Here is a 24387-nt window from a genome sequence, read left to right as displayed (position 1 = left end):
CCAGAGGAGATGCGTATGTCTGTAGAGGTCTGGGCGATGATGGCGGCGGGCGTGGCTGCGCTGATTGTGGGCATCGTGCTGCTGGGGGCAAGGTTTCGGGCGGCTGCCGGCGTGGGGAAGATTCTGGTGCTGGGGCCGGTGTTTGAGGCTGTCGCGCTTGGCATGTTTGCCGCGGAGCACTTTACGGCATCGCGGGAGTTGATGGGAATTGTGCCGAAGTGGCTGCCGGGGCCGCTGTTCTGGACTTACTTCTTCGGCGTGGCGCTGGCGGCGGCGGCGATCAGCTTGGTGGTGTGGCGCGGTGTGCGGTGGTCAAGCGTGGGGCTGGTCCTTTTCTTCTGGATCATCGTGCTGGTGGTTGATTTGCCGGGACTGTCGAAGGAGATGCACGACCGGTTCTTCTGGATTCTGACGGTGCGGGAGACGTGCTTTGGCGCGGCAGCGCTGGTGCTGGCGGGGAGTGTGTGGGGCCGGGCCGTGCTGGTGCGTGTGGGTCGGGTGATCGTCGGGGTGGTAATGGTGTTCTATGCGATCGAGCACTTTTTGCATCCGCGCAATGTGCCGGGCGTGCCGCTGGAGAAGATGACCCCGGGGTGGATTCCAGGGGCGGTGGCGATCGCGTGGATTGTGGGATTGGTGCTGCTCGTTTGCGGAGTGGGGATGTTTGCGCGGCGGACAGCGAGGGTTGCGACGGCGTTTGCGGGCGCGGTGCTGGTGCTACTGGTGGTGTTCTTCTATGTGCCGATTTTGTTGGGCGAGATGCATACGAAGCTAGCGGTGGAGGGGTTGAACTATGTCGGCGATACGTTGCTGTTTGCGGCGACGGTGTTGCTGGCGGGGTGGGGAGTTGCAGGTGAGGAGCGATAGGTCGGGCCTTCAGCCCTCTGCTTTCTATGTGCAAGAAACCCATGGCTGCGCCCTGGGCTGGTATGGGACGCGCCTTCAGCACTTGGCTTGTGGTGGCTCATACATCATCGGCTCATGCATCCGTGCAAACGCATGGACGGCCGCATCGGATCCGATTTAGTCGTGGCGGGGCCAGACGCTTCCTTTCGACAAGGTCAGGGATATCTGGCCGGCGTGATGTGAGTTGTGAAATAGAACGTGAGCGAAGAGCCTGATGCGCGGGACTGTGCCGAAGAAGGGAGTGTCGATGGGTTTGAGCCAATCTTCGTCAGCGCTGTTTTCGATGAGAGTTTTTAGCGCTTCGTAGCCACGTGAGATGAGTTCGCGGCTGTAGTCGACGTCGAAGGGTTGGCCGGTGTCGGTTTGGCCCATGGTGCTGTTTTTCACGTCGGTCGGGATGCCGAAGAACTGGCCAAAGAGATTCATCGTTTCGCCTATGTGGCGATAGATGAAGCCGATGGATGCGGTCTTTTCGTTGAGGCGGAGTGGCGCGGTTTCGGCTGTGACTTTGTCGAATGAGAAGTGGCTGGTGTAGCGGTTCTGCTCGAGGATGAGTAGCAGGAGATCTTTTTGCATGTCGTCGCCGTCCCAAAAGGCGTGCTAGCCGATTGAGCGAAAGCATACCTCAGGAGCTAAAGCCGCTAGATGTTTGGGGCTAAGAAACCCGACCCTAAAAGGGTCGGGCTACCTAGAAGCCAAGCGTGTTGCGCACGTGCGTTATTGCAGCAGCGAATTTGCGGAGGTGAATTCGCGCTTCTGGTTGTCGGCGACGGCTTTGTAGGTGAGCTTGCCTTTGTAGGTGTTGAGGCCTTCGGCGAAGCCGGGGTCGGACTTGAGGGCGGCTTCGGCGCCGAGGTTGGCGAGCTTGAGGACGTAGGGGAAGGTCGCGTTGGTGAGGGCGAGCGTGGAGGTGTTGGGCACCGCGGCGGGCATGTTGGTGACGCAGTAGTGGACGACGCCATCGACTTCGTAGCTGGGGTTGGAGTGCGTGGTGGGCTTGGCGGTTTCGATGCAGCCGCCCTGGTCGATGGCGACGTCGACGATGACGGCGCCTTTTTTCATTTTGGAGACCATGGCGCGGGTGACGATCTTGGGCGCGGCGGCTCCCGGGATGAGGACTCCGCCGATGAGGAGGTCGGCCTCGCGAGCGGCGCGCTCGATGTTGTAGGAGTTGGAGGCGAGGGTGAAGACGCGGCCGTTGAAGATGTCGTCGAGCTCGCGGAGGCGGTTGAGGTTGAGGTCGACGAGGGTGACCTTGGCGCCGAGGCCGAGGGCCATTTTGGCGGCGTTGGTGCCGACGATGCCTCCGCCGATGATGCAGACGTTGCCGGGAGGGACGCCGGGGACGCCGCCTAGCAGGACGCCGCGGCCGCCGTGTTCCTTTTCGAGGTAGGCGGCGCCGATCTGGACGGAGAGACGGCCGGCGACCTCGGACATGGGAGTGAGCAGCGGGAGCGCGTTGGTGCGGTCTTTGACCGTTTCGTAGGCAATGCCAGTGACACCCTTTTTGAGCAGGATGTCGGTGAGTTCGTTGAGCGGAGCCAGGTGCAGGTAGGTGAAGAGGACGAGGCCGTCGCGGAAGTTATGGTACTCCTTTTCGACGGGTTCCTTGACCTTGACGACCATTTCAGAGGTGCGCCAGAGGTCTGTCGCAGAGCCGACAATCTCGGCGCCGACGGCCTGGTAGTCGTCATCGGGGAAGCTGGAGAGGTGGCCGGCGTTGTGCTCGACGAGCACCTTGTGGCCGGCTTCGGTGAGGGCCTTGGCGCCGGCGGGAGTAATGCCTACGCGGCTCTCGTGGTCCTTAACTTCTTTGGGTACACCAATAATCATGCTCAAAACCTCGCCTGAGTATCGTACCCAAATGGGCGGATTCGTGCGACGGGTGGAGGTGGACGTGGTTGCGGCCGGGGCAGTGTTGTAGAGGTGGATGCGACCGAAGGTGCATGTGCAGCGCTAGATTCCCGCCAGTACAATAAGGGTGACAAAGACTGTCAGGTCAGGATTAATCAGGTTCATGTCCTCAAAAAACTACTCGTCGCGTAGCTCGCGCGTAAGCAATATGCGGTCGATCTTCTCGCTATTTTCGAGCGATCTGGCGATCGACCTTGGAACGGCGAATACGCTGGTGTATGCGCACGGCAAGGGAATTATCGTCAATGAGCCCTCGATTATTGCCGTAAATCGCGTCACGAACGAGGTTGAGGCGGTGGGCAAGGAGGCGAAGGATATGCTCGGGCGTACGCCGGGCAACATTATCGCCATCAAGCCGATGAAGGATGGCGTGATCGCCGACTTCAAGCAGACCGAAAAGATGCTGAACTACTTCATCCAGAAGGCGCACGGCCGGAAGATGATGGTTCACCCGCGCATCGTGATCGGCGTGCCGAGCGAGATTACGCAGGTGGAGAAGCGCGCGGTTATGGACTCGGCGTACCGCGCCAAGGCAAGCGAAGTACACCTTGTAGAACAGGCCATGGTGGCGGCGATCGGCGCGGGGCTGCCGATCACGGAGCCGGGCGGCAACATGGTCGTCGACATTGGCGGCGGGACGACGGATATCGCGGTGATCTCGCTGGCGGGCATTGTGTACTCGCGTTCGGTTCGGATGGCCGGCAACCAGATGGACGAGGCCGTGATGACGTACCTGAAGCGGAAGTACAACCTGCTGGTGGGCGAGCGCACGGCTGAACAGATCAAGATGGAGTTGGGGTCGGCGTACCCGCTGGACAAGCCGCTGACGATGGAGATCAAGGGCCGCAACCTGATTGAGGGCGTGCCGAAGACGATCACGATTGAGGACTCGGAGATTCGTGAGGCGCTGGGCGAATCCATTGCGACGATCATGAACGCGATTCGCGTGGCACTCGAGAGGACGCCGCCGGAGTTGTCGGCGGACATTTCCGATCGTGGCATTGTGCTGACGGGCGGCGGTGCGCTGATCAAGAATCTTGACAAGCGCATTCGTGAGGAGACGGGGCTGCCGGTTTCGATTGCGGATGATCCGCTGGCCAGCGTGGTGCTGGGCACCGGCAAGATGCTGAGCGACTTCCGGCTGCTGCGAAAGATTTCGATCGACTAAGAGTAGACAGTAGAGGGTAGACAGTAGAAAGGGCACGGCTGAGGCCGTGCTTTTTCGTTTGGGCACCGCGTTGAGGGGTGGGTACGAGCGGGAACCAGATCTGCGAGACAGAGGTGCGGTTCAGGCTGCAATATAGAAAGCATTGCAATTTCAACCTGTTTCAGCGGAGTGCGGCGCATGAGTGCGAAGAAGACGGATTCCAGGAGCCTGAAGCTGCGGCCGAAAGAAGAGTGCAAGTGGGACTTGGTGAGCCTCGGCGAGGTGATGCTGCGGCTGGATCCGGGCAATGTGCGGATCGCAACGACGCGCTGCTTCGATGTGTGGGAGGGTGGCGGCGAGTACAACGTGGCGCGCGGTCTGCGGCGGTGCTTCGGGCTGAAGACGGCGATTGTGACGGCGCTTGCGGATAATCCTGTGGGGCGACTGGTTGAGGATCTGATGCTGCAGGGCGGCGTGGACCAGTCGCACGTGAAGTGGGTGAAGTATGACGGCGTGGGGCGGACAGTTCGCAATGGGCTGAACTTCACTGAACGCGGATTCGGAGTGCGCGCGGCACTGGGGTGTTCGGACCGCGGAAACACGGCAGTGAGTCAGTTGAAGCCAGGCGATATCGATTGGGATGAGATCTTCGGCAAAGAGGGAGCGCGGTGGTTTCACACGGGCGGCATCTTCTGCGCGCTGAGCGAGACGACGCCGGAGGTGGCGCGCGAGGCGATGGCTGCGGCGCGTAAGCACGGGACCATCATCAGCTATGACCTGAACTATCGCGACTCGTTGTGGAAGTCGATTGGCGGAAAGGCGAAGTCGACGGAAGTGAACCGCGAGCTGGCGAAGTTTGTGGATGTGATGATCGGCAACGAAGAGGACTTCACGGCGGCGCTGGGATTTCATGTGGAGGGTGTGAGTGACACGCTCGCGGAGCTGGAGAGTGCGAGCTTCCGCAAGATGATTGAGACCGCAGTGAAGGAGTATCCCAACTTCAAGGCGGTGGGAACAACGCTGCGGCATGCGAAGACGGCGAGCGTGAATGACTGGGGCGCGATCTGCTATTACGAGGGCGCGTTCCACGAGGCGCGGCCGATGCCGGATCTGGAGATCTACGATCGTGTGGGTGGTGGGGATTCGTTTGCCTCGGGGCTGATTTATGGGTTCCTGAATGAGAAGGGCGCGGACTGGGCGGTGAACTGCGGATGCGCGCATGGAGCGCTGGCGATGACGACACCGGGCGATACGACGATGGCGACGTTCGATGAGGTGCAGCGGCTGATGAAGGGCGGCGGCGCTCGCGTTCAGAGATAAGGCGAGAGAACAGAGATTAGAGAACAGAGATCGGGGGAAGTGATGCGTAAGGAAGAGATTGTTGGGAAGCTGCGCGAGATTGGTCTGGTGCCCGTGTTGCGCGCGGAGAGTGAGGAGCAGGCGCTGGGGATCGCGTCGGCGATTGCCGATGGCGGCGTGACGGTGCTGGAGATCACGATGACGGTGCCGGGCGCGATTCGCGTGATGTCGCGGCTGACGAAAGAGCGCCCCGACATTTTGATCGGCGCGGGCACGGTGCTGGACGCGGAGACGGCGCGCATGTGCATGCTGGAGGGTGCGCAGTTTGTGGTGAGTCCGGCGCTGAATCTGCAGACGATCGAGATGTGTCACCGCTACTCGATTCCGGTGCTGCCCGGTGCGCTGACGCCGACGGAGGTTGTGACGGCGTGGCAGGCGGGCGCGGATGTGATCAAGGTTTTTCCGGCGAGCGCGCTGGGTGGGGCGAAGTATCTGAAGTCGCTGAAGGCGCCGCTGCCGCAGGTGGAGATGATTCCGACGGGCGGTGTGTCGCTGGCGACGGCGAAGGAGTTCCTGGAGGCGGGGTCGTTTGCGCTCGGAGTGGGTGCGGATCTTGTCGATACGAAGGCGATGGCCGAAGGCAAGCCGGAGAAGATTACGGAGAGCGCGAAAAAGTATTTGGAGATCGTGCGGGAGTTTCGGAAGGGCTGACCACGGAGAAGAGAAATGCGGGAGATCGTACTGGTTGCTACTGAATGGCGAACGGTCGACGACTTTTACGATTCCTTCTTTCGTGCTGTGGGTGCGCCTTCCTGGCACGGGCGGAATTTCGATGCTCTGAACGACAGCATCGGTACTGGCGATATCAATCAGATCGAAGTTCCTTACCGTATTGCGATCCGCGGGCTATCGGGGGCATCGGCGGACGCTCGGACCATTGCGATGAAGTTCGAGCATCTCGTTAACCGACTCGCCGAGAACGGGTGTCCTGTCGAAATAACCGTCGAGCGTAACTAGTAGCCGTGTAGCGCGCGTTCGGTCCAGAGGAGTGGCTGGCGGATGGGGAAGAACTCGGCGAGGTCGGCGGGGACGGGTTGGGCATCGAGCTTGCGCCAGAGATCGACGTACTCGGGGCGTTCGTACGCGCGGCCAGCGAAGAGCAGCGCGGGGCGCGGGCCGGGGAGTTCCGTAAAGTGGTCGGCGTCGGCCATGTAGTTCCATTTTTCGGGGTGGAGGATCATGGGATAGAGATGCGCGGCGACGGAGCGCATGCCGGGGCCGTCCTGGAGCTCGTAGTCCCAGAGGAGATCGAACGGTGAGGCCAGAAGCTGGCAGGCGCCGGCGAGGAGATCGAAGTTGAAGAGCGTGTTGCGGTAGGGGTTGGGTGTGGCGACCTCCTGCGGGAAGACGCCGAGTTCGTTGATTTGATTGCGCAGAGTCGGTGCGCGGAACCGTTTGCGGCAGGCATCGATGTCCTCATCTTTGCGCGTGGCGCGCGCGATGGCCGAGCGAATGAGCAGCCACGCGGAAGCGCGATGATCTTTCGTATCGCGCGCGATGCGTGCGTTCCGGTTGTTGTCCTGCCATTCGGCGAAGTCGAGGAACCACTGGTTCATGGTATCGAGCTCATCCTCTTCGAGTGCTTTGGAATCGACGAGGAAGCTGGTGGAGCGGACAAGTTCGGCGAGTGGAGTGAGGTCGACAATTCCGCCGGGCGTTCCCGTGTCGGAGCCATACTCGCGACCGGCGAGATCGGCGTTGGGAAGCATGCGAGTGTTGGGAGTGACGAACCAGGCGCGGAGGTGTGCGCCGGCGCGGCGAGCGTATTGCTCGTCGTGCGTGAGAACGAACGCCGCAGAGAGACAGGCGATGTTTACGGATGCATTGCGAAGCGCGATGGCGTGCGCGCGGAAGAGCTTGCTGCTGGTGTGCGGGTCGCTGACTCCGCGCTCCGGCTCGATGTCGGAGACGAAGGTGTTGCCATCGACGTGCGGCGCAGGGGTTGCGGTGATCGGAGTGACGGGAGCCGCGAGCGCGTGAGGAGCTTCGGCGAGAATGCGTGGGCGCTCGGCGTCGGCGACGTTGATGCGTGCCGTGGGGGTTTGTGCGGGGAGAAGGGGAGCGGTAAGCGTTGCGCCGGTGAGCGTGAGGAAGTGGCGACGAGTGAGATGCGCGCGCGGCATTCGGTGTGAGGGTAGCACGGACGCGTGGTTGGAAAATGTGCGACCCCACCCATGACGAAAAAACGTCGTCATGAATGGGGAACTAACCACTAACCACTAACTACTAGCCACTAACGATAACTACTAACCACTGTCTTTTACGGCGTCGGGAGCTGTGAGCGGTCCCAGCCGCCGCCCAGCACTTTGACGAGCAGAACGGTGTCGTCCATGCGGCGGCGAAGGATGTTGATGTCGTTGACTTCGCTGTTGAGAGCGGCGGTCTGGGCGGTGACGACCTGGAGGTAGGTATCGACGCCGCCGACGTAGCGGTTGTTGAAGATGCGTTCGGACTCCTGCGCTGCCGTCGTGCCAGCGCGCTGCTGCGCGGCTTCCTGCTGAAGAACGCGTAGGGAGACGAGGTTGTCTTCAACCTGCTGCACGGCGTCGAGAACGGTTTGCTTATAGGTCGCGGAGTTGCGGTCGAACAGTGCGAGAGATTCTTCTTTAATTCCGCGGCGGCGGCCGCCGTCGAAGAAGGTGTACGCGAGGCCGGGGCCGAGCGAGTACACGACGCTTGCCGGCGAGAAGATGGATTGCACGGCGGCGTTCGACTGAAAGCCAAGGGCTCCGCTGAGATTGATGGAGGGATAGAAGGCGGCCTGGGCGATGCCGATTGCTTCGTTGGCATCGTTGGCGCGGCGCTCAGCGGCGGCGACATCAGGACGGCGCTCGAGCAGCTCTGAGGGAAGACCGGGGGGAACAACGGGAGGTGTGGTGTCCTCGGGCAGCGGAGAGAATGGAATTGTGAGCGAGGCGGGCGCGACGCCGATGAGGTTTGCGATGGCGTGCTCGTACTGCGCGCGTTCGATAGTGACGTCGGACGCAGCAACGATGGCAGTCTGGAGCTGAGTCTCGGCCTGGGTAACGTCGCTCTTTATGGCGAGGCCGCCGTTGTAGCGGTTGGTGGTGATGCGAACAGCTTCCTTGTATTGCGTGACAGTGTCGTTGAGGAGCTGGTGCAGCGTGTCGTCGGTGCGGAGGTTGAAGTAGTCGAAGGCGAGCTCGGCCTGGAGAGAGAGCAGCACGTTCGCTCGCTCGGCCGCAGTCGCCTGGAACTCCTCTTTGCCGGCGGCGATGTTGTGACGAACCTGTCCCCAGAGGTCGACCTCATAGTTGACCTCAAACGGATACTGCACGGTCTGTGTTGGCGTGAAGCCTGGAGACGGGTTGAAGTAGGGGTTGCCGGAGTAGCGCTGCGCTCCGAAGACGGGGTTGACGCCGACGGTTGGGAAGCGGTCGGCCTTGCGGACGTTGATTTCCGCGCGTGCGGCGCGGAGGTTGGCGTCGGCCTGCTTGAGTGTCTGGTTGGCCTGCTCGACCTTCGGCTCGAGCGTGTTCAACTCGGCATCATTGAACAGCGTCCACCATGAGCCGCGGGGAATTGCGTCTTCCGGCGTGGCGGTTTGCCATGTGGTTCCATCGGCCGCGGTCTCCTTGTACGGCACGGGGCCAGCCTCCTTGAAGGAGGGAGCCATCCCCGTTTTCGGCACGATGTACTTGGGACCGACCATGCAGCCGGCGAGAAGCAACGGAGCTGCGAAGAGCGTGAGGGACTGAGTGCGACGCGTCATCGTACGGCAACTCCGTTGGGATTGACGCGGACCGGCTGGCCTTCAGCGAGCGAGTCGGGCGGATCAAGAATGACCTGATCCTCGGGCTTGACGCCGGACGCGACCTCGAGCGTAGCTCCGTTGTCTTTCGCGATAGTGATGGGCTGGAGGTGCACATGGCCGTCACGAACGACGGCAACGCGAAGACCTTCCGAACGGAAGAGCAGAGCGTTTGCGGGCACGGAGAGCTTGGCCTGCTGCTGTGGCAGCTTGAAGTGGACGAAGACATAAGCACCGGGGAGCAGCTTGTTCTGCGGATTGTCGACGTCGACCTCAACGTTGAGTGTGCGGGACGCCATGTCGATGGCGTTAGAGTTACGGGCGACGCGGCCGAAAAACTGCTGGCCCGGGTACTCGTCGAGCGTGAGCGCGGCGGTGTCGCCGTCATGGATGTCGGGAGCGTAGACCTCAGGGACGGCGACGAAGACACGCAGCTTGCCGGTGGCTGCGATGCGGAAGAGATCTTTGTGTGCGTCGGGTGCGGCGTCGCCGGTGCCGGCGTTGATGAGGTCGCCGATGTCGGTGTTGCGCGCAGTGACGACGCCGGAGAACGGCGCGTAGATTCGCTCGAACGACTGCAGCTGCTGCAGGCGTCGAACGTTGGCCTCGGCGGCTTCCACCGACGCGCGCTTGGCTGCGGCGCCGCTGACAGCGACGTCGGTCTCCTGCTTAGAGACGGAGTCGGACGTGAGCAGATTCTGATAACGCTTCGCGGTCACCTCCGCGAGCGAGAGATCCGCCTGCGAGCTTTTGAGATCGGCCTGGGCGACCTGGAGTTGCTGATCGACCTCGGGGGTTTCGATGATGGCCATGAGCTGGCCCTGCTTGACGTGCTGGCCGATGTCGACGAAGAACTGCTTCAGGTAGCCGCTGGTGCGGGAGTAAATAGGCGTGTCGTCGAATGCCTGGGTGTTACCGGGGAGCGCGATTTCAGCCTCTGAACCCGTGACAGAGGGATGCATGACCTTGACGGTAAGGGCAGCATTGGCGTCAGTGGTTTGCGCGAGATGGTGCTCATCGGCTGAACGCAGCAGGATGCCCCAGACGATGCCCGCGACCACAATGACGGCGATGATGACGAGCACGACCCAGCCGAGGCGGGAGCTGCGAGGACGGGGAAGGGCGTGAGCGGGGTCGGGATGCGGCGAAGTGTGCGGCAACGGAGCGCCGTGAGCGTTGACAGCGGGTGAGGTCATTTCCGTATTGATGTCGATCGGCATTTGTATCTGATTCTCCGGGTGGCTCAGGCTATCAGGCGAGCATGTGCGCGTCGGCCTCAGCCGGCTCGGATGTGGATTGATTGCCGTGGCCGCGGCCGTGAAGCAGCGCGAACACGGAAGGAACAAAAATCAGCGTGGCCACAGTTGCGAGGCACAGGCCGCCGATGACCGCGCGGCCAAGGGGAGCATTTTGCTCTCCGCCTTCGCCGAGCCCAAGCGCCATCGGAATCATACCGATGATCATGGCGAGCGCGGTCATGAGTACGGGGCGGAAGCGCGTGGCTCCGGCTTCGATCGCGGAACGGATTGCGTCGCCAGTCTCTTGCAGGCGGTCCTTGGCAAAGGCGACCACAAGAATCGAGTTCGCCGTGGCTACGCCCATACACATAATCGCTCCCATCAGCGCCGGCACCGATAATGTGGTGTGCGAGAGGAAGAGCAGCAGGATGATGCCGGCGATGGCGGCCGGTAGCGCCGTAATGATGATGAACGGATCCAGCCAGGATTGGAAGTTCACGACGATGAGCAGGTACACGAGAACGATGGAGAAGACCAGGCCGAACAGCAGGCCGGTATAGGAGCTGCGCATGGTCTCCACCTGTCCGCGCATGGTGATGAAGTTGCCGCGCGAGAGGGAAGGCCTGTTCTGATCGATGATGCGCTGCACATCACTGGCGACAGCGCCGAGGTCGCGGTCCTGCACGCCGGCGTAGATGTCGAGGGTGCGACGAATGCCGTAATGGGAGATGATGGGAACTTCGGAGGAGCGGGAGACGCCGGCGACATCGGCCAGGATCTCGGGTTCCTTGGCGCCGGGCGAGGTCATGGGGATGTTCTCGAGATCCTGCAGCGATTGAATCCGATACTGCGGGCTTTCCGCAATGATCGGGTAGACCACGCCGTTGCGCTTGTTCAGGAAGAACATCGGGCTTAGTTGCGAGGAGCCGGACAACATATTGAGCACCGAAGAGCCCACATCCTTTTCGGTGTAGCCGCCGTTCTGGGCCTTGGTGCGGTCCACGGTGAGATTGATGACCGGATAATCGTCAGGCTGCTGGAGGCGGGCGTCCACCACGCCGGGAACCTGCCGAAGCTGCTGCAGAATGTGATTGGCAACCTGACGGTTGCCGGCGTTGTCGGTCCCGTCGATCTGAATGTCCAGCGGCGCGGGCAGACCGAAGTTCAGGATTTGCGTGACGATATCGGAGGGCAGGAAGTAGAACGTGGTGCCGGGGAACTCGTGGGGAAGCTTCTGGCGCAGGGTGCGGACGAAGTCGGCCGTAGGCGAGTGCTTCTCATTGAGCGAAACCAGGATATCGGCATCGCCGGCGCCAAAGAGTCCGCTGGTAGCGTGCTGCGTGTTCATGACCGAGTAGGGGAGGCCAATGTTGTCGAGGATGTTGTTCATCTGATCGGGCGGAATTGTGGCGCGGATCTGGTTTTCGATCTCATCGCAGAGCCGCGCAGTTTCTTCGATACGTGTGCCAGTCTTGGCGCGGATGTGCAGGATGAACGAGCCATTGTCAGAGGAAGGGAAGAAGTTCTGGCCGAGGAATGGAATCAGCAGGAGCGTGAGCGCGATGCAGCCGAGAAATACAGGGATGAATAGTTTGCGGCTAGCAACGACGCGCTCCAGCAGAACGCTGTAGCTGCCGCGCACCCGCTCGAATCCGCGCTCGAAGCCTCGCTGGAACCGAGCCAGGATATTGGTTGACGGCACTGCATGCTCGTCGTGGGCCTTCAGCAGGTACATCGCCATGGTTGGCACGAGTGTCTGCGACAGCACAAACGACGCCAGGACAGCGAAGCAGGCCGCCTCGGCGAAAGGGACGAACAGATAACGCGAGACGCCCGCCAGGAAGAACATCGGCACGAACACGATGCAGATACAGAGAGTGGCGACCAAAATCGGGATTGTGATCTGGGCGCAGCCCTCGAGGATCGCACTGCGCAGGTCGTGGCCTTCCTCAAGGTAGCGCTCGACGTTTTCGATCGTAACGGTAGCGTTATCGACCAGGATGCCGACGGCAAGAGAGAGACCGCCCAGCGTCATGATGTTGATGGTTTCGCCGAGGAGGCTGAGGATGATGATGGACGTCAGCACCGACAACGGGATGGAGACGGCGATGATGATGGTCGAACGCCACGATCCGAGGAACAGCAAAATCATCAGGCCGGTGAGCGCCGCGGCAATAATGCCTTCGCGAACCACGCCGCTGATCGATCCACGGACAAAGGTGGCCTGGTTGGCGAGGGGCGTGATCGTCAGATTGGAAGGAAGCGTGGACTTCACTCGCGGTAACAAGCCGAGCACTCCCTGCACGACGCTGAGAGTAGAGGCGGTGCCGGACTTCAAGACAGTGATCAGCACGCCACGATGGCCGTCCTGGCGCACGATGTTGGTCTGCGGGATCGATCCGTCGGCGACGGAGGCTACGTCGCGCACGTAGACCATGGCGCCATTGACCTGGCGAATCGGCATATCGCCGAGCTCCTTGATGGTCTCGGCGCTGCTGTTGAGGCGGACGTCGTACTCGGCCGAGCCGATCTTGGCCGTACCGCCGGGCTCGACCACGTTCTGCTGGGCGAGGGCGTTGAGCACGTCACTGGGTGCGAGCCCCTTGGCCTGCAACGCCTTGGGCTCGAGATAGACCATGATGGAGCGCTGCTTGCCGCCGTAGGCGTTGGGAAGAACAGCTCCCGGCACGGTGACGAGCTGCGGGCGGATGAAGTTCGTTGCGTAATCGTTTAGCTGCTGTTCCGAGAGTCCTTTACCAGAGATTCCGAGCTGCAGGATGGGGACACTGGAAGCGGAGAAGTTGATGATCTGCGGGGGAAGAATGCCGGGCGGCAACTGGCGCAGCATGTACTGAGAGGCGGCGGAGACCTGGGCGTTGGCGGTGTCGAGTGACGCGCCCGGCTGCAGGTAAATCTTGATGATGGCCTGTCCGTTCAGGGTTGTGGACTCGATATGCTGAACGTTGTCGACAAGATTCGTGAGGGCCTTCTCATATGGCGTGGTGAGCCGGCCCTCGAGCTCTTCGGGACTGAGGCCGGTGTACTGCCATGCGACTGAAACGACTGGGATATTGATCTCGGGAAAGATGTCCGTCGGCGTGCGCAGAATGACCACCGGCGCGGCAATCAGAATCAGAATTGCCAGCACGATGAAGGTATAGGGTCTGTCCAGAGCCAGACGCACGATCGACATTTATTGCTCCCGTGGGACAAAGCCGCCCCAGTTAAAAGCACATCACAGATTACGCCGGGGATACGCAGTTCTTTCCGGGGTTTGTCATCGGAAAAACCGATAGGATGATTTTATGGAGCTTCGACATCTCCGGTATTTTCAAGCAGTTGCAGAGCTTGGCAGCGTGACGGCGGCGGCCCGACGGCTGTACGTTTCGCAGTCAGCTATCAGCGAGCAGGTTCGCGATCTGGAGCATGAGCTGGGTTGCGCTCTGCTGGATCGGTCTGGCCGCAAGATTAAGCTTACGCCGCAGGGACAGGTTTTTCTCGTTGAGGCGAGGCGGACACTGGAGGCAGCTCAGCGAGCCATTGATGTAACCCAGAGGGCGGCGCACGGAGAGGTCGGGACGCTGTCGATCGGGTTCTTTCTATGGGGAACTGCCGGGTTCTTCCCGCGCATCATCCGGGAATTCCGCAAGCTCCGTCCGGGGATACGGCTCTCGCTGGTGGATATGCATGCGACGCAGCAGGTTGGCGCGCTCGAGGCCGGCAGGATCGATGTCGCACTCACGCGACCGCTGCAGCCACCGCTCGACAGGATCTTTCGGTCGGAGCTGCTGTTCCGCGATCCCGCAGTAGTGGTGATGCGGCCGGATCACCGGCTTGCTGATCGGACAGTGGAGGTTCGCGATCTGGCAGAGGAACGATTGGTTTGCGTGGAACGGCAATCCAACATCGAGTTCTTTGACAATGTCGTGGCGGTTTGCGCGGCCGAGGGATTCTCTCCGCAGATTGTGAACACCTCAGGAACATGGTCCGGCGTTCTGACGCTGGTGGAGGCCGGCGAAGGCATCGCGCTGGTTCCGTCAGGCGTGCGGACGTTGCGAATTCGCGGGCTGGTTTTTCGGCCGTTTGCGGGCGCGTTGTCGGCGGGGTTGTCAGCGGTGTGGGATCCGCGCCGCGAGGGGCCGGCGCTGCTGGAATTTCTGCGGCTCGTGCGAGAACACCGCGACCGGCTGGGACGCGGCGAAGAGAAGGTGGACTGAATTCATGGCGTGAAAGCGCCGACAAAATTCGTGAGGTCGTGCGATTGTCGGCACGATTCATCGTGCTCCGCAGCAAACCCCGCTTTACACGCAGGGCGTCTATCGGCTTAAGGGATTGCTTGCGATTCCTGCGGAAGGAGCACAATGACTGCGGCCGATGTGTTGGTTGAGAAGCTGATTGAGTGGGGCGTGGACACGATCTTTGGCCTTCCCGGAGACGGGATCAACGGAGTGATGGAGGCCCTGCGCAAGCAGCAGAAGAAGATCCGGTTCATCCACGTGCGCCATGAAGAATCGGCCGCGTTCATGGCGTGCGCGTATGCGAAGTTCACGGGGCGGCTGGGCGTGTGCCTGGCGACCTCAGGCCCGGGCGGCATTCATCTGCTGAACGGCTTGTATGACGCGAAGCTGGATCAGCAACCTGTGCTCGCGATTACAGGCATGCAGTTCAATGACGTGACGGGCACCTTCCAGCAGCAGGATGTCGAGCTGGACAAGCTGTTTATGGATGTTGCCTGTTACAACAATCGCGTGATGAGCGCCCCGCACATGGAGCCAACGGTCGACCTGGCGATACGTTCGGCGATCGATAAGCGGCAGGTTGCGCACATCACAATCCCGATCGACGTGCAGATGATGGAGGTGGGGAAGCACGACAGGTCGCAGAGAAACCGGCCGCACCATTCGTCGAGCAGCTATGCGATCAGCGGCAACGTGCCTACGCCGGAGGATCTGAAGGCTGCGGCTGCGGTGATCAAAGATGGCAAGCGCATTGCAATTCTTGCAGGCCAGGGAGCGCTGCATGCCGGCGATGAACTGATTCAACTTGCCGAGTTGCTGGGAGCGCCGATCGTGAAGCCGCTGCTGGGCAAGGGATGTGTGCCGGACGATTCGCCGTATACGACGGGCGGAATCGGGTTGCTGGGCACCAAGCCTTCTGAAGAGGTGTTGGAGGAATGCGACACGTTAATTATGGTCGGCACCTCGTACCCGTACATTGAGTACCTGCCTAAACCCGGCGATTGCCGGTGTATTCAGATCGATTCGAATGCGCAGCGGATCGGTTTGCGTTGCCCGGTCGAGGTTGGATTGGTGGGTGACTCGAAGAAGACTTTGAACATGCTGCTGCCGCTGCTAAAACGCAATAGTTACCGGCGATTCCTGGAAGGCGCGCAGAAGGGCATGAAAGCCTGGCGCGAAGTGATAGAGAAGGAAGGCACGAGCACGGCGACACCCATGAAGCCGCAGGTGGTGGGGTGGGAGCTTTCGAAGTACACCAAGGAAAACGCGATTATCGTGTCGGATTCCGGCACCAACACCACTGTCTGGGCGCGTTACATGCAGGCGAAGAAGGGGCAGATGCACTCCTGCTCCGGGAATCTTGCAACGATGGCGTGCGGGATGCCGTACGCCATTGCGGCGCAGATTGCATTTCCCGACAGGCAGGTAATCGCGGTGGTTGGCGATGGCGGGTTCACGATGCTGATGGGGGAGATCATTACGGCGGTCGCGTACAAACTGCCGATCAAGTTCGTGATCATCAAGAACAATACGCTGGGACAGATCAAGTGGGAGCAGATGGTCTTCGAAGGCAATCCGGAGTATCAGTGCGAGCTGTTCCCGATTGATTTTGTTGCGCTGGCGAAGGCGGTTGGGGCACAGGGCGTGAAGATCGACGATCCCAAGATGGCGGGTTCTCAGTTTGAAAAGGCACTTGCGATGCCCGGACCCGTGATTATTGAGGCGGTCGTGGATCAGTACACAGCGATGCTGCCCGCGAAAATCACACCGCAGCAGGCAGTGAAGTTCTCGGAAGCGCTGATTAAGGGTGAGCCGCATCGGATGCGGATTGCTCTGACAGCGGCGAGCGACACGGTGCGCCAGGTTGTGTGAAGCCGCGGAATGTCATCACGGGCCAACGCACTTTGCCAACCTACCGAGAGAACGATGACCTCTTCTGAGCCGAAGATCGCGGAAACCAGTGCGGTTGCGTACACGATTCCGACGGATGCGCCGGAGGCGGACGGAACGTTTGCGTGGAACAAGACCACGTTGATCGTGGTGGAGATCCGGTGCGAGCAGAGTACCGGTGTTGGGTACACGTACTCGCATAAGACGGCTGCACCACTCGCTCGTGAGCTGATGAAGGAGCATGTTTACGGCCGCTCCCCGTTCGACACGAACGCACTCTTTTCGTCGATGCGCAAGGCCCAGCGCAACTATGGCCGCGATGGGATTGCCGCGACCGCACTGTCGGCGATCGACATCGCGCTGTGGGACCTCAAGGCGAAGCTGGTCGGCGCGCCGCTGTGCGCGGTGCTCGGGCAGATGCGCCCAGGTGCGCCGGTGTATGGGTCGGGTGGATTCACAACTTATTCGGATGAGCAGCTTCGAGCTCAACTCGGCGGTTGGGTTCGCGATGGAATTCCGCGCGTGAAGATGAAGATTGGTACGCATCCGGAAGACGATCTGCGGCGCGTGAAGGTGGCGCGCGAGGCCATCGGCAAAGACGCAGAGCTTTTTGTGGACGCCAACGGTGCATACTCGCGCAAGCAGGCGCTTGAGTTCGCCGAGCGATTCGTTCGCGACTACAACGTGACGTGGTTTGAAGAGCCCGTGAGCTCAGACGATCTCGCCGGGCTGAAGCTGATGCGTGATCGCGCGCCTGAGGGGATGGACATTGCGGCCGGTGAGTATGGATGGACCGCGATGTATCTGCGCAACATGATCGAAGCCGAAGCGGTGGATGTGATCCAGGCAGACGCGACGCGTTGCGGCGGCGTCACCGGCTTCATGGACGCAGCGGCAATCGCCGATGCGCATCCTCTGCCGCTCTCTGCGCACTGCGGCCCGTCGGTGCATCTCCACCTCGCATGTGCAGCGCGTCCGCTGCGGCATGTCGAGTACTTCCACGATCACGTTCGTATCGAGAGCATGCTGTTCGATGGATTTCGACCGGCTAAAGAGGGTGTGATGTATCCCGACTTGTCCAGGCCGGGAATTGGGCTGGAGTTCAAACGTGCAGATGCGGAGCAATATCGCGATGATGTGTAAGCCTGCTGAACGGAGTTCGCGATGATGTTGCCGGACACGACTCCGCGCGCCTTGGTGAAGAGTGTGCCAAAGCCGGTACGCCGCTTCGCGGAGGCGGCCCTGGATCACATCCAGAGTGGGTGCTTCCAGCGTTCGATGGCGCTGCTGGTTGCAGGCAGCAGTCTCGTCAGCACGATCGAAGTTGGATACGAGCACTATCGCGGGAGCTATTCGAATCCGGTGATGTATACGCCGGTGACTCTTGGCGGTGCGCTCACGATCGCGGCGACCGCGGGTGTGTTCAGCGAGCGCGCTGCAAACACGTGGATGCGGTGGCTGAGCTACATCACGCTTGTCGATGGCGTTGTCGGATTCTGCTTCCATATTCGCGGTGTTGCACGCAAACCGGGCGGATGGCGCATGCCGGTGACGAACGTCGTGATGGGACCGCCGCTCTTCGCACCGTTACTCTTCGGCACCAGCGCGTACCTGGGAGTGATCGCCTCGTATCTTCAGCGCGAAGAAGATTACGGCATGCGGAGCCGCGTTGTTGCTGCGACAACACGATTGCGCAAGCGAGACTTTCGTGATGACATCCGCACCGGCAGATTCCAGAAGCACCTTTGCCTCGTAGCCGCGGTGTGGACCGTGTGCTCCGGAATGGAGAGCTGGTACTCGCACTACAAGGACAATTTCAAGTACAAGGTGCAGTGGTCGCCGATCCTGCTGACGCCGTTGATGCTGGCTGCGACGCTTGGCGCGCGGAGGAGCAAGCGCCTGGCAAATACGGCGCTGCCTGCGGTGTCCGCGCTCCTGATGCTGGACGGAACGATCGGCTTCGGATATCACATTCGCGGAATTTTGAAGCGGTCAGGGGGCAAGAAGAAGCCGCTTTACAACATCCTCTATGGGCCGCCGATCTTCGCGCCGCTGCTCGTCGCAGCGTGCGGCTTGCTCGGCATGATGGCCTATCTGATGAGGCGGGAGCGTTGACGATGGCACGAGATCAACCGAACGAACGCATGCCGCTGACGGATCCGGCAAGTGGACGGCCGCTGCCGAAACGCGAGCAGCCGGGCTACTACCCGGGCTTCAGCACCCTGAAACAGAAGCGTTACTGGGATGCCGCCACGCGCAAGGTTGTTGAAGAGCGAGTCTCGCGCGAAAAGCCCATCCGGTTCTTTACGCCCGAGGAGGCGCGCACGATGGAGGCGGTCGTCGACCGCATGCTGCCGCAGGAGGATCGCATCGACGAGCGCCGCATTCCCATTCTGCCCGGCATCGACGAGCGGCTTTATGAGAACCGGCTGGACGGCTATCGCTTCGAAGACATGCCGCCTGATCAGGAGGCTTATCGAATCGCAGCGCGCGCGTTTGAGCAGATGGCGCAGACGCTGCACGGCCGCGCGTTTCATGAGCTGACGGTTCGCGAGCAGGAGGAGATTCTCAAGTCCATCCATCAGGCAAAACCGCAAGCGGCGCAGGAACTTTGGAAGCAGATGAACATCGAGCGCTTCTGGACGATGCTGCTGAGCGATGTGGTCAGCGTGTATTACGCGCATCCGTGGGCGTGGGATGAGATCGGCTTCGGTGGGCCGGCTTATCCGCGCGGCTATATGCGGCTTGAAGAAGGCGAGCCGGAGCCGTGGGAGGTCGACGAACAGCGCTACGAGTGGGATGCGCCTGCGGATTCGATCAGCAACGTAGAAGAGATGCACGCGCAAGGTGCCGGGGAGCATCAGGTTCACTCAGGACAGGCAGGTACACATTGAGCTTGTTCGAACACAATGCGCCGCTGGGAGGAGCCTTCGAGAAGCCGAAGGACGACGTGCATCGTCTTGGATCGATGCAACAGATCAAGGTGCCGCCGCGGCGGTTCAAAGACACTGACGTCATCGATTTCGCGATTGTCGGTGTAGGTTCCGCTGGCGGCGTGTTGCTGCAACGGCTCGCACGCGCAGGCTTCAAGGTGGTCGGATTCGAGGCGGGCCCGTTCTGGGATACGGAGCGCGATTGGGTCTCGGACGAGACGGGATCGCACAAGCTTTACTGGAATGATCTGCGCATCACAGGCGGAGACCATCCGCTCGCGCTGGGCGCGAACAACAGCGGCAAGGGCGTTGGCGGAGGGTCAGTTCACTGGGCTGCGTTTGTTCCGCGCTTTCATCCATCGGACTTCGAGGTCTACACGCGTGATGGCGTCGGTGCAGACTGGCCGATAACTTATGACGATATCGAGCCCTATTACGATCTGCTCGAGCAGGAGATTCCGGTCGCAGGCCCGGCGTGGTATCCGTGGGGCAAGCCGCACGGGCATCCATACGCTCCGCATCCGATGGGCGGCGTTGGCGACACACTCATCGATGGCTGTACCAAGCTGGGCATTCGGGTCAGTGCAGGTGGCCCAGTCGCAATCCTCTCCGCGTCGCATGGCGATCGGCCGCACTGCATCTATCGCGGGTTCTGCATCCAGGGATGCAAGGTGGGAGCGAAGGCGTCGACGCTCGTGACCCATGTGCCGGACGCTCTGAACAACGGCGCAGAGATCCGCGACTGCTGCATGGTCAGCCGCGTCTCGATGGGCAAAGACGGACGGACAGATGGCGTCGTCTACTTCGACGCCGAAGGTAAAGAGCACTTCCAGCGCGCGCGTGCGGTGATCGTTTCCGGATACGCCCTGGAGACGCCACGCCTTCTGCTCAACTCCGCGTGCCCGGGGCATGAGCGAGGACTCGCAAACTCCTCGGGGACGCTAGGGAAGTACCTGATGGCGCAGGCGGGCAACGTTATCCTCGGGCGATTTGAAAATCTTGTCCGGATGTACAAGGCGCCGCCGGCGCATGCGCTGACGGAGGAGTTCTACGAGACGGACCCGAAGCGGGACTTCGCGCGCGGATTTGCCGTGCAGACCGTGGGTCCACTGCCCATTGCGTTCGCCAAGCAGATGATGGCTGCCAAAGGCGCGTGGGGATGGGGCATGCGCCGCAACATGATGGACTACAACCACTGGTCGCCGCTCGGTCTGCTCGGCGAGATTCTGCCGTGGGAGGACAACCGGATTGAGTTGGCCGATGGGCGCGACGGCCGGCAGGATGCGCGCGACCGCTTCGGTCTACCCGTTGCGCAGGTCACCTTCAGCCTTAAAGACAACGACAAGAAGATGATCGAGTTCGGCAAGAACAAGGTGATGGAGATCATGTGGGCGGCCGGTGCTGTAGAGGTCGTGCAGGAGTCTCGCTATGCGCACCTCGTGGGGGCCTGCCGGATGAGTAAGACTCCGGACGCCGGAGTGTGCGACAAGTTCGGCCGCACCTGGGATGTGCCCAACCTGTTCGTGATGGACGGCTCGGTGATGCCGACGCAGGGATCCGCCAATCCCGGGCTGACGATTCAGGCGCTCGCTGCACGGACGGCCGACTATCTGATCTCGCAGCACGAAGCAATCTTCACGAGCGATCGCCGTGATATGGCGGAGCCTCCGTGCCGCAAATCGCTCGCGCCTCCGGGCACATTCACTCGGGGGATTCCGCACCTTCGCTGAGTTCGCGAAGCAGTTGCTCGGTGCGGCTATGCCGGTGGGCGAAGACGGTCGTCAGCATTCGTTTGACCGCAAGCCGGTTGGCTAGGCGCTCGAGCCTTCGGAAGGGAAGCTCATATTCGATGGTGTCGATGAGCAGCGTGCCGTGCTCTCCTGTGGTCTCGGATTGCCACTCCTGCACCCGATGGCACTGCCGCCAGTAGCGGAACGGACCCTCCAGTTGACGATCGCAGAAGCGCTCATTCCAATGAAAATCCTCGATGAGCGCGACCCAGGAGACACGCACAGGAGCTAGCGGCGTGGGCCGAAAACTCAGCGTCAGGCGGGTGCCGCGGCCGGCAGCAACCAGGCCATCGGAGCCCTCCGGGCGATTGTGGTCCGCCGGATAGAGCTCGATCTCATCGATGCGCGCCTGCTGCCAATCGGGCAGTAATTTCGGCAGATTCGCCGGATTCGCGAAAAAGGCAAACACGAATTCCACGGTGTATGGAAGCCACTGTGTCGTTCGGAAACGGTGCCTCATTTATCTGCCTCGAGCAAATGCTAAGCGAATATCGCCACAGACCTTTGATATAGGTCCGATTCAGTCTGATATTGGGGTAGTCTTATATAGGACCAACTGAGTCTGACATCGGCCTGGAAATCTGAGGTGGCTTTGAACAAGAGTAAACCAAAGCGGCGGAGCCTTTTGGCAATGGCTGCTATGACGGCCTGCGCCGTCGGAAACCGGCAGTCGGCAATCGCTCAACGAACGACGGATCCAGCCGGGAAGTTACCCCCCCCGGCACAGCTCCCGGTGCACCGGTTCCACATCATTGCGGGCCCGCTGGACACCTCGCTCGAGGCGTATCGCCAGCAGAGTGGCATCGCGGTGAAGATTACGCTTGCGCAGGATGAGATCGCAGCCTTCCAAACTGCCGGTCTGCAAGGGTTGTACACGCCTCAGGCGGCTCTGCGGGAGTTGCTGAAGGGCAGCGGTCTTAGCTGCACCTTCACCGGCGCCGACCACGCCACAGTGGGTCTGCAGCGCGCCGACACCGTCGACGTCACCGCGCAATTGCCGGCGGCCATCTCGATCGGCAAGTTCACCGAGGATCTTCTGCACACTCCGCAAACTGTGGCGGTTGTGCCGGACTTTGTTCTGCAGGATGAACAGAATCGTACCCTCACCGACGCCGTTCGCAACGTGCCGGGAATCAGCATCGCTGCGGGCGAGAGCGGCGCGCAAGGCGACAATCTCACCATTCGCGGATTTACTGCGCGCAATGACATTTTTCTGGATGGCATTCGCGACTTCGGCAGCTATTACCGCGACAGCTTCGACTACGACCAGGTGGAGGTCCTTGAAGGGCCTGCAGGCGTGCAGTTCGGCCGCGGGTCCACTGGCGGCGTGATCAACCAGGAGAGCAAGGTTCCTGCCGCAGACAGGTTCGTACACATCGACGGCGAGGTCGGAACCGACCTTACGCGTCGCATCACGGCGGACATCAACGAGCCGATGAGCGATGTTGCCGGCGGCTCCGCGTTCCGGCTGAACGCGATGGGCACGGAGGGCGGCGTTGCCGGCCGGCCGTATGCGCAGAACCGTCGCTACGGTGTTGCGCCCTCCATCAGCTTCGGGATGAACAAGCCGACGCGCCTGACGATCAGCTACTTCCACTTCACCGAGAGCGACACGCCTGATTACGGTCTGCCGTGGTTCTTCAACCAGCTTGCGCCCGGAGTCGATCGCCACGCCTACTTTGGCTTCCCGGACGCCAATCATCTGCGCACGAGCGATGACATCGTTACCGTGAAGGCAAACCATAGCTTCGCGAACAACGTCGATGTGCATACGATCGCGCGCTGGGCGAACTACCCGCGCGATGTGCAGATTACCGAGCCACAAATCTGCTCCAACGCGAGCGTCAGCATTCCGGTGGGCGGGTACGTTGCAGCGCTCCCGACAAGCGCGGTGAACACATCGAAGCCTTGTCCCTACACACTCGCAACGCCACCTTCGCAGATGGTGGTTAATCGCAACCAGATTCAGATACAGAGCGTCGAGGGCGAGCTGTGGGACCAGACTGAAGTAACCGCGCAGTTCAAACTCGCGGGCGTTCGCAACGACCTCGCTGCGGGCGTTGAGGGCGGACAGGAGATTTCCAACCCAACTAAATACAGCTACACGGAGAACAACATCAACTCCGTGCCGTCGACGAACCTGATCGATCCGAATCCGCACGATAGCTTCAGTGGCGAAGGCTACATCGCTTCGGTCTCGCACCTCAAATCGAAGAGCGCCGGCGCCTACTTCATTGACACGATCAAGTTTGACCGGTTCATCGAGCTCTCGGGCGGCGTGAGATGGGATTACTTCAACACGCTGTTCAACCTCTACGCTCCGCCCGCGGGCATCTCCGGAGCGAAGACAACCGCGCCCATACCCTACATTGATCAAACGGTTCGCCAGCCAAGCTACCGCGCGGCGATTGTCTTCAAACCGAATACGCATGGCAGCGTGTACTTCGACTACGGCACGAGCTTCAATCCGTCCGCCGAGTCGCTGAGTCTCAGCGTCGCGACAAGCGTCTTGCCTCCGGAAGAGAACGAAACCTTCGAGGCGGGAGCGAAGTACAGCCTCGCGCATGAGCGTCTGCAACTTGAAGCTGCGTGGTTCCACACAACCAAGGATAACGCGCGCGAGACCGACCCGACGAACTCGAACAACATCGTGCTCGCAGGCAATCAACTTGTGAAAGGCGTGCAGGCGAGCGCAGTCGGACGATTCTACGGCGGCACAGATCTCGTGCTCGGCTATGCATACCTCGACAGCGCCGTCACCTACTCAAAACTGTTTCCGACCTCCGTCGGATATCCGCTGGCCAACGTGCCCCGCCAGACCTTCAACGCATTCCTCACGCGCAACCTTCTCTGGCACTTTAATGCAGGATTTGGCGGCAACTACGTCGCTGCCCGGACCGCAAGTTCCACGGTGCCGTACGTGCCGATTGGGTTTGGTTCGGCACAAGCGTTCGCAGCCGCATCGTCTCCGTGCGGAGCGACCGCATGTTATCCCGTACTCGCAACGGCGATGAAAGAGGTTCCTGGCTACTGGGTCTTCAATGCGCTGCTGAAGCGCCCCATCACTGAAAAGCTCGAACTGCAGGCCAACGTCTACAACCTGCTCAACCGCTTCTATATCGATCAGCCGCACCCGAGCCATCTCATCCCAGGCGCGGGCCGCAGCGCGCTGATCGGCGCGAACTACCGCTTCTAAAGCA

At 61.1% G+C, this 24387-nt stretch carries 19 protein-coding genes; 12 read left to right on the top strand and 7 right to left on the bottom strand.

The window, feature by feature from the left end:
• Positions 1–15 precede the first annotated feature (15 nt).
• Positions 16–867: a hypothetical protein gene (locus VGU25_11285; GenBank protein HEV2577782.1), complete on the top strand. Its 852-nt coding sequence runs from the start codon at positions 16–18 to the stop codon at positions 865–867.
• A gap of 156 nt (positions 868–1023) precedes the next feature.
• On the opposite strand, the gene VGU25_11280 is transcribed toward VGU25_11285, so the two are convergent.
• Entirely contained in the window at positions 1024–1482 is a 459-nt protein-coding gene (locus VGU25_11280; protein ID HEV2577781.1) for a DinB family protein, read from the bottom strand.
• Positions 1483–1623: 141 nt separating this feature from the next.
• Entirely contained in the window at positions 1624–2739 is a 1116-nt protein-coding gene (ald, locus tag VGU25_11275; protein HEV2577780.1) for an alanine dehydrogenase, read from the bottom strand.
• 184 nt (positions 2740–2923) lie between these two features.
• Between ald and VGU25_11270 the strand changes: the two genes are divergently transcribed.
• From VGU25_11270 to VGU25_11255, 4 genes are all read left to right on the top strand, one after another.
• Complete coding sequence (locus VGU25_11270) at positions 2924–3988, top strand: rod shape-determining protein (GenBank protein HEV2577779.1); 1065 nt, start codon at positions 2924–2926, stop codon at positions 3986–3988.
• A 177-nt stretch (positions 3989–4165) separates the two neighbouring features.
• Positions 4166–5287, top strand: coding sequence for a sugar kinase (locus VGU25_11265; GenBank protein ID HEV2577778.1), 1122 nt, complete (start codon positions 4166–4168; stop codon positions 5285–5287).
• Positions 5288–5329: 42 nt separating this feature from the next.
• Positions 5330–5977 carry a bifunctional 2-keto-4-hydroxyglutarate aldolase/2-keto-3-deoxy-6-phosphogluconate aldolase gene (locus VGU25_11260; protein HEV2577777.1) on the top strand — a complete coding sequence of 216 codons (648 nt, stop codon included), beginning with the start codon at positions 5330–5332 and terminating at the stop codon, positions 5975–5977.
• 15 nt (positions 5978–5992) lie between these two features.
• Positions 5993–6283, top strand: a complete 291-nt coding sequence (locus tag VGU25_11255) for a barstar family protein (GenBank protein ID HEV2577776.1) — start codon at positions 5993–5995, stop codon at positions 6281–6283.
• Here VGU25_11255 and VGU25_11250 read toward each other — a convergent pair.
• The 4 genes from VGU25_11250 to VGU25_11235 all read right to left on the bottom strand — a co-directional run bounded on the left by VGU25_11250 (position 6280) and on the right by VGU25_11235 (position 13529).
• The gene (locus VGU25_11250) at positions 6280–7449 is read right to left on the bottom strand and encodes an alginate lyase family protein (protein HEV2577775.1); all 1170 of its coding nucleotides are present in this window, start codon (positions 7447–7449) and stop codon (positions 6280–6282) included. The two genes, VGU25_11255 and VGU25_11250, sit on opposite strands and share 4 nt — an antisense overlap.
• A 137-nt stretch (positions 7450–7586) precedes the next feature.
• Positions 7587–9059 carry an efflux transporter outer membrane subunit gene (locus VGU25_11245; GenBank protein HEV2577774.1) on the bottom strand — a complete coding sequence of 491 codons (1473 nt, stop codon included), beginning with the start codon at positions 9057–9059 and terminating at the stop codon, positions 7587–7589.
• Entirely contained in the window at positions 9056–10318 is a 1263-nt protein-coding gene (locus VGU25_11240) for an efflux RND transporter periplasmic adaptor subunit (GenBank protein ID HEV2577773.1), read from the bottom strand. The genes VGU25_11245 and VGU25_11240 overlap by 4 nt, the downstream gene beginning before the upstream one ends.
• A gap of 31 nt (positions 10319–10349) precedes the next feature.
• A complete protein-coding gene (locus VGU25_11235; protein ID HEV2577772.1) occupies positions 10350–13529 on the bottom strand; it encodes an efflux RND transporter permease subunit in 3180 nt (1059 codons plus the stop codon).
• Positions 13530–13641: 112 nt separating this feature from the next.
• On the opposite strand from VGU25_11235, the gene VGU25_11230 reads away from it, so the two are divergent.
• From VGU25_11230 to VGU25_11205, 6 genes are all read left to right on the top strand, one after another.
• A complete protein-coding gene (locus tag VGU25_11230; GenBank protein ID HEV2577771.1) occupies positions 13642–14553 on the top strand; it encodes a LysR family transcriptional regulator in 912 nt (303 codons plus the stop codon).
• Between the two features lie 144 nt (positions 14554–14697).
• The gene (locus VGU25_11225) at positions 14698–16446 is read left to right on the top strand and encodes a thiamine pyrophosphate-dependent enzyme (protein HEV2577770.1); all 1749 of its coding nucleotides are present in this window, start codon (positions 14698–14700) and stop codon (positions 16444–16446) included.
• 54 nt (positions 16447–16500) lie between these two features.
• Positions 16501–17607, top strand: a complete 1107-nt coding sequence (locus tag VGU25_11220; protein HEV2577769.1) for an enolase C-terminal domain-like protein — start codon at positions 16501–16503, stop codon at positions 17605–17607.
• A gap of 21 nt (positions 17608–17628) precedes the next feature.
• On the top strand, positions 17629–18579 hold the full coding sequence (locus tag VGU25_11215; GenBank protein HEV2577768.1) for a hypothetical protein: 951 nt from the start codon (positions 17629–17631) through the stop codon (positions 18577–18579).
• A gap of 2 nt (positions 18580–18581) precedes the next feature.
• On the top strand, positions 18582–19358 hold the full coding sequence (locus VGU25_11210) for a gluconate 2-dehydrogenase subunit 3 family protein (protein HEV2577767.1): 777 nt from the start codon (positions 18582–18584) through the stop codon (positions 19356–19358).
• A complete protein-coding gene (locus tag VGU25_11205) occupies positions 19355–21127 on the top strand; it encodes a GMC family oxidoreductase (protein ID HEV2577766.1) in 1773 nt (590 codons plus the stop codon). Before VGU25_11210 ends, VGU25_11205 begins: the two co-directional genes overlap by 4 nt.
• Here the strand turns inward: VGU25_11205 and VGU25_11200 are convergent.
• Positions 21099–21647: an SRPBCC family protein gene (locus tag VGU25_11200; GenBank protein HEV2577765.1), complete on the bottom strand. Its 549-nt coding sequence runs from the start codon at positions 21645–21647 to the stop codon at positions 21099–21101. The genes VGU25_11205 and VGU25_11200 overlap by 29 nt on opposite strands.
• Before the next feature lie 171 nt (positions 21648–21818).
• Here VGU25_11200 and VGU25_11195 point away from each other — a divergent pair, with 171 nt between their 5' ends.
• Entirely contained in the window at positions 21819–24383 is a 2565-nt protein-coding gene (locus VGU25_11195; GenBank protein HEV2577764.1) for a TonB-dependent receptor, read from the top strand.
• The last annotated feature ends 4 nt before the right edge of the window (positions 24384–24387 follow it).

This window comes from Acidobacteriaceae bacterium (genome assembly GCA_035944135.1).
Classification (GTDB): Bacteria; Acidobacteriota; Terriglobia; order Terriglobales; family Acidobacteriaceae; genus Granulicella.
This window is presented reverse-complemented; position numbering and strand designations above follow the sequence as displayed.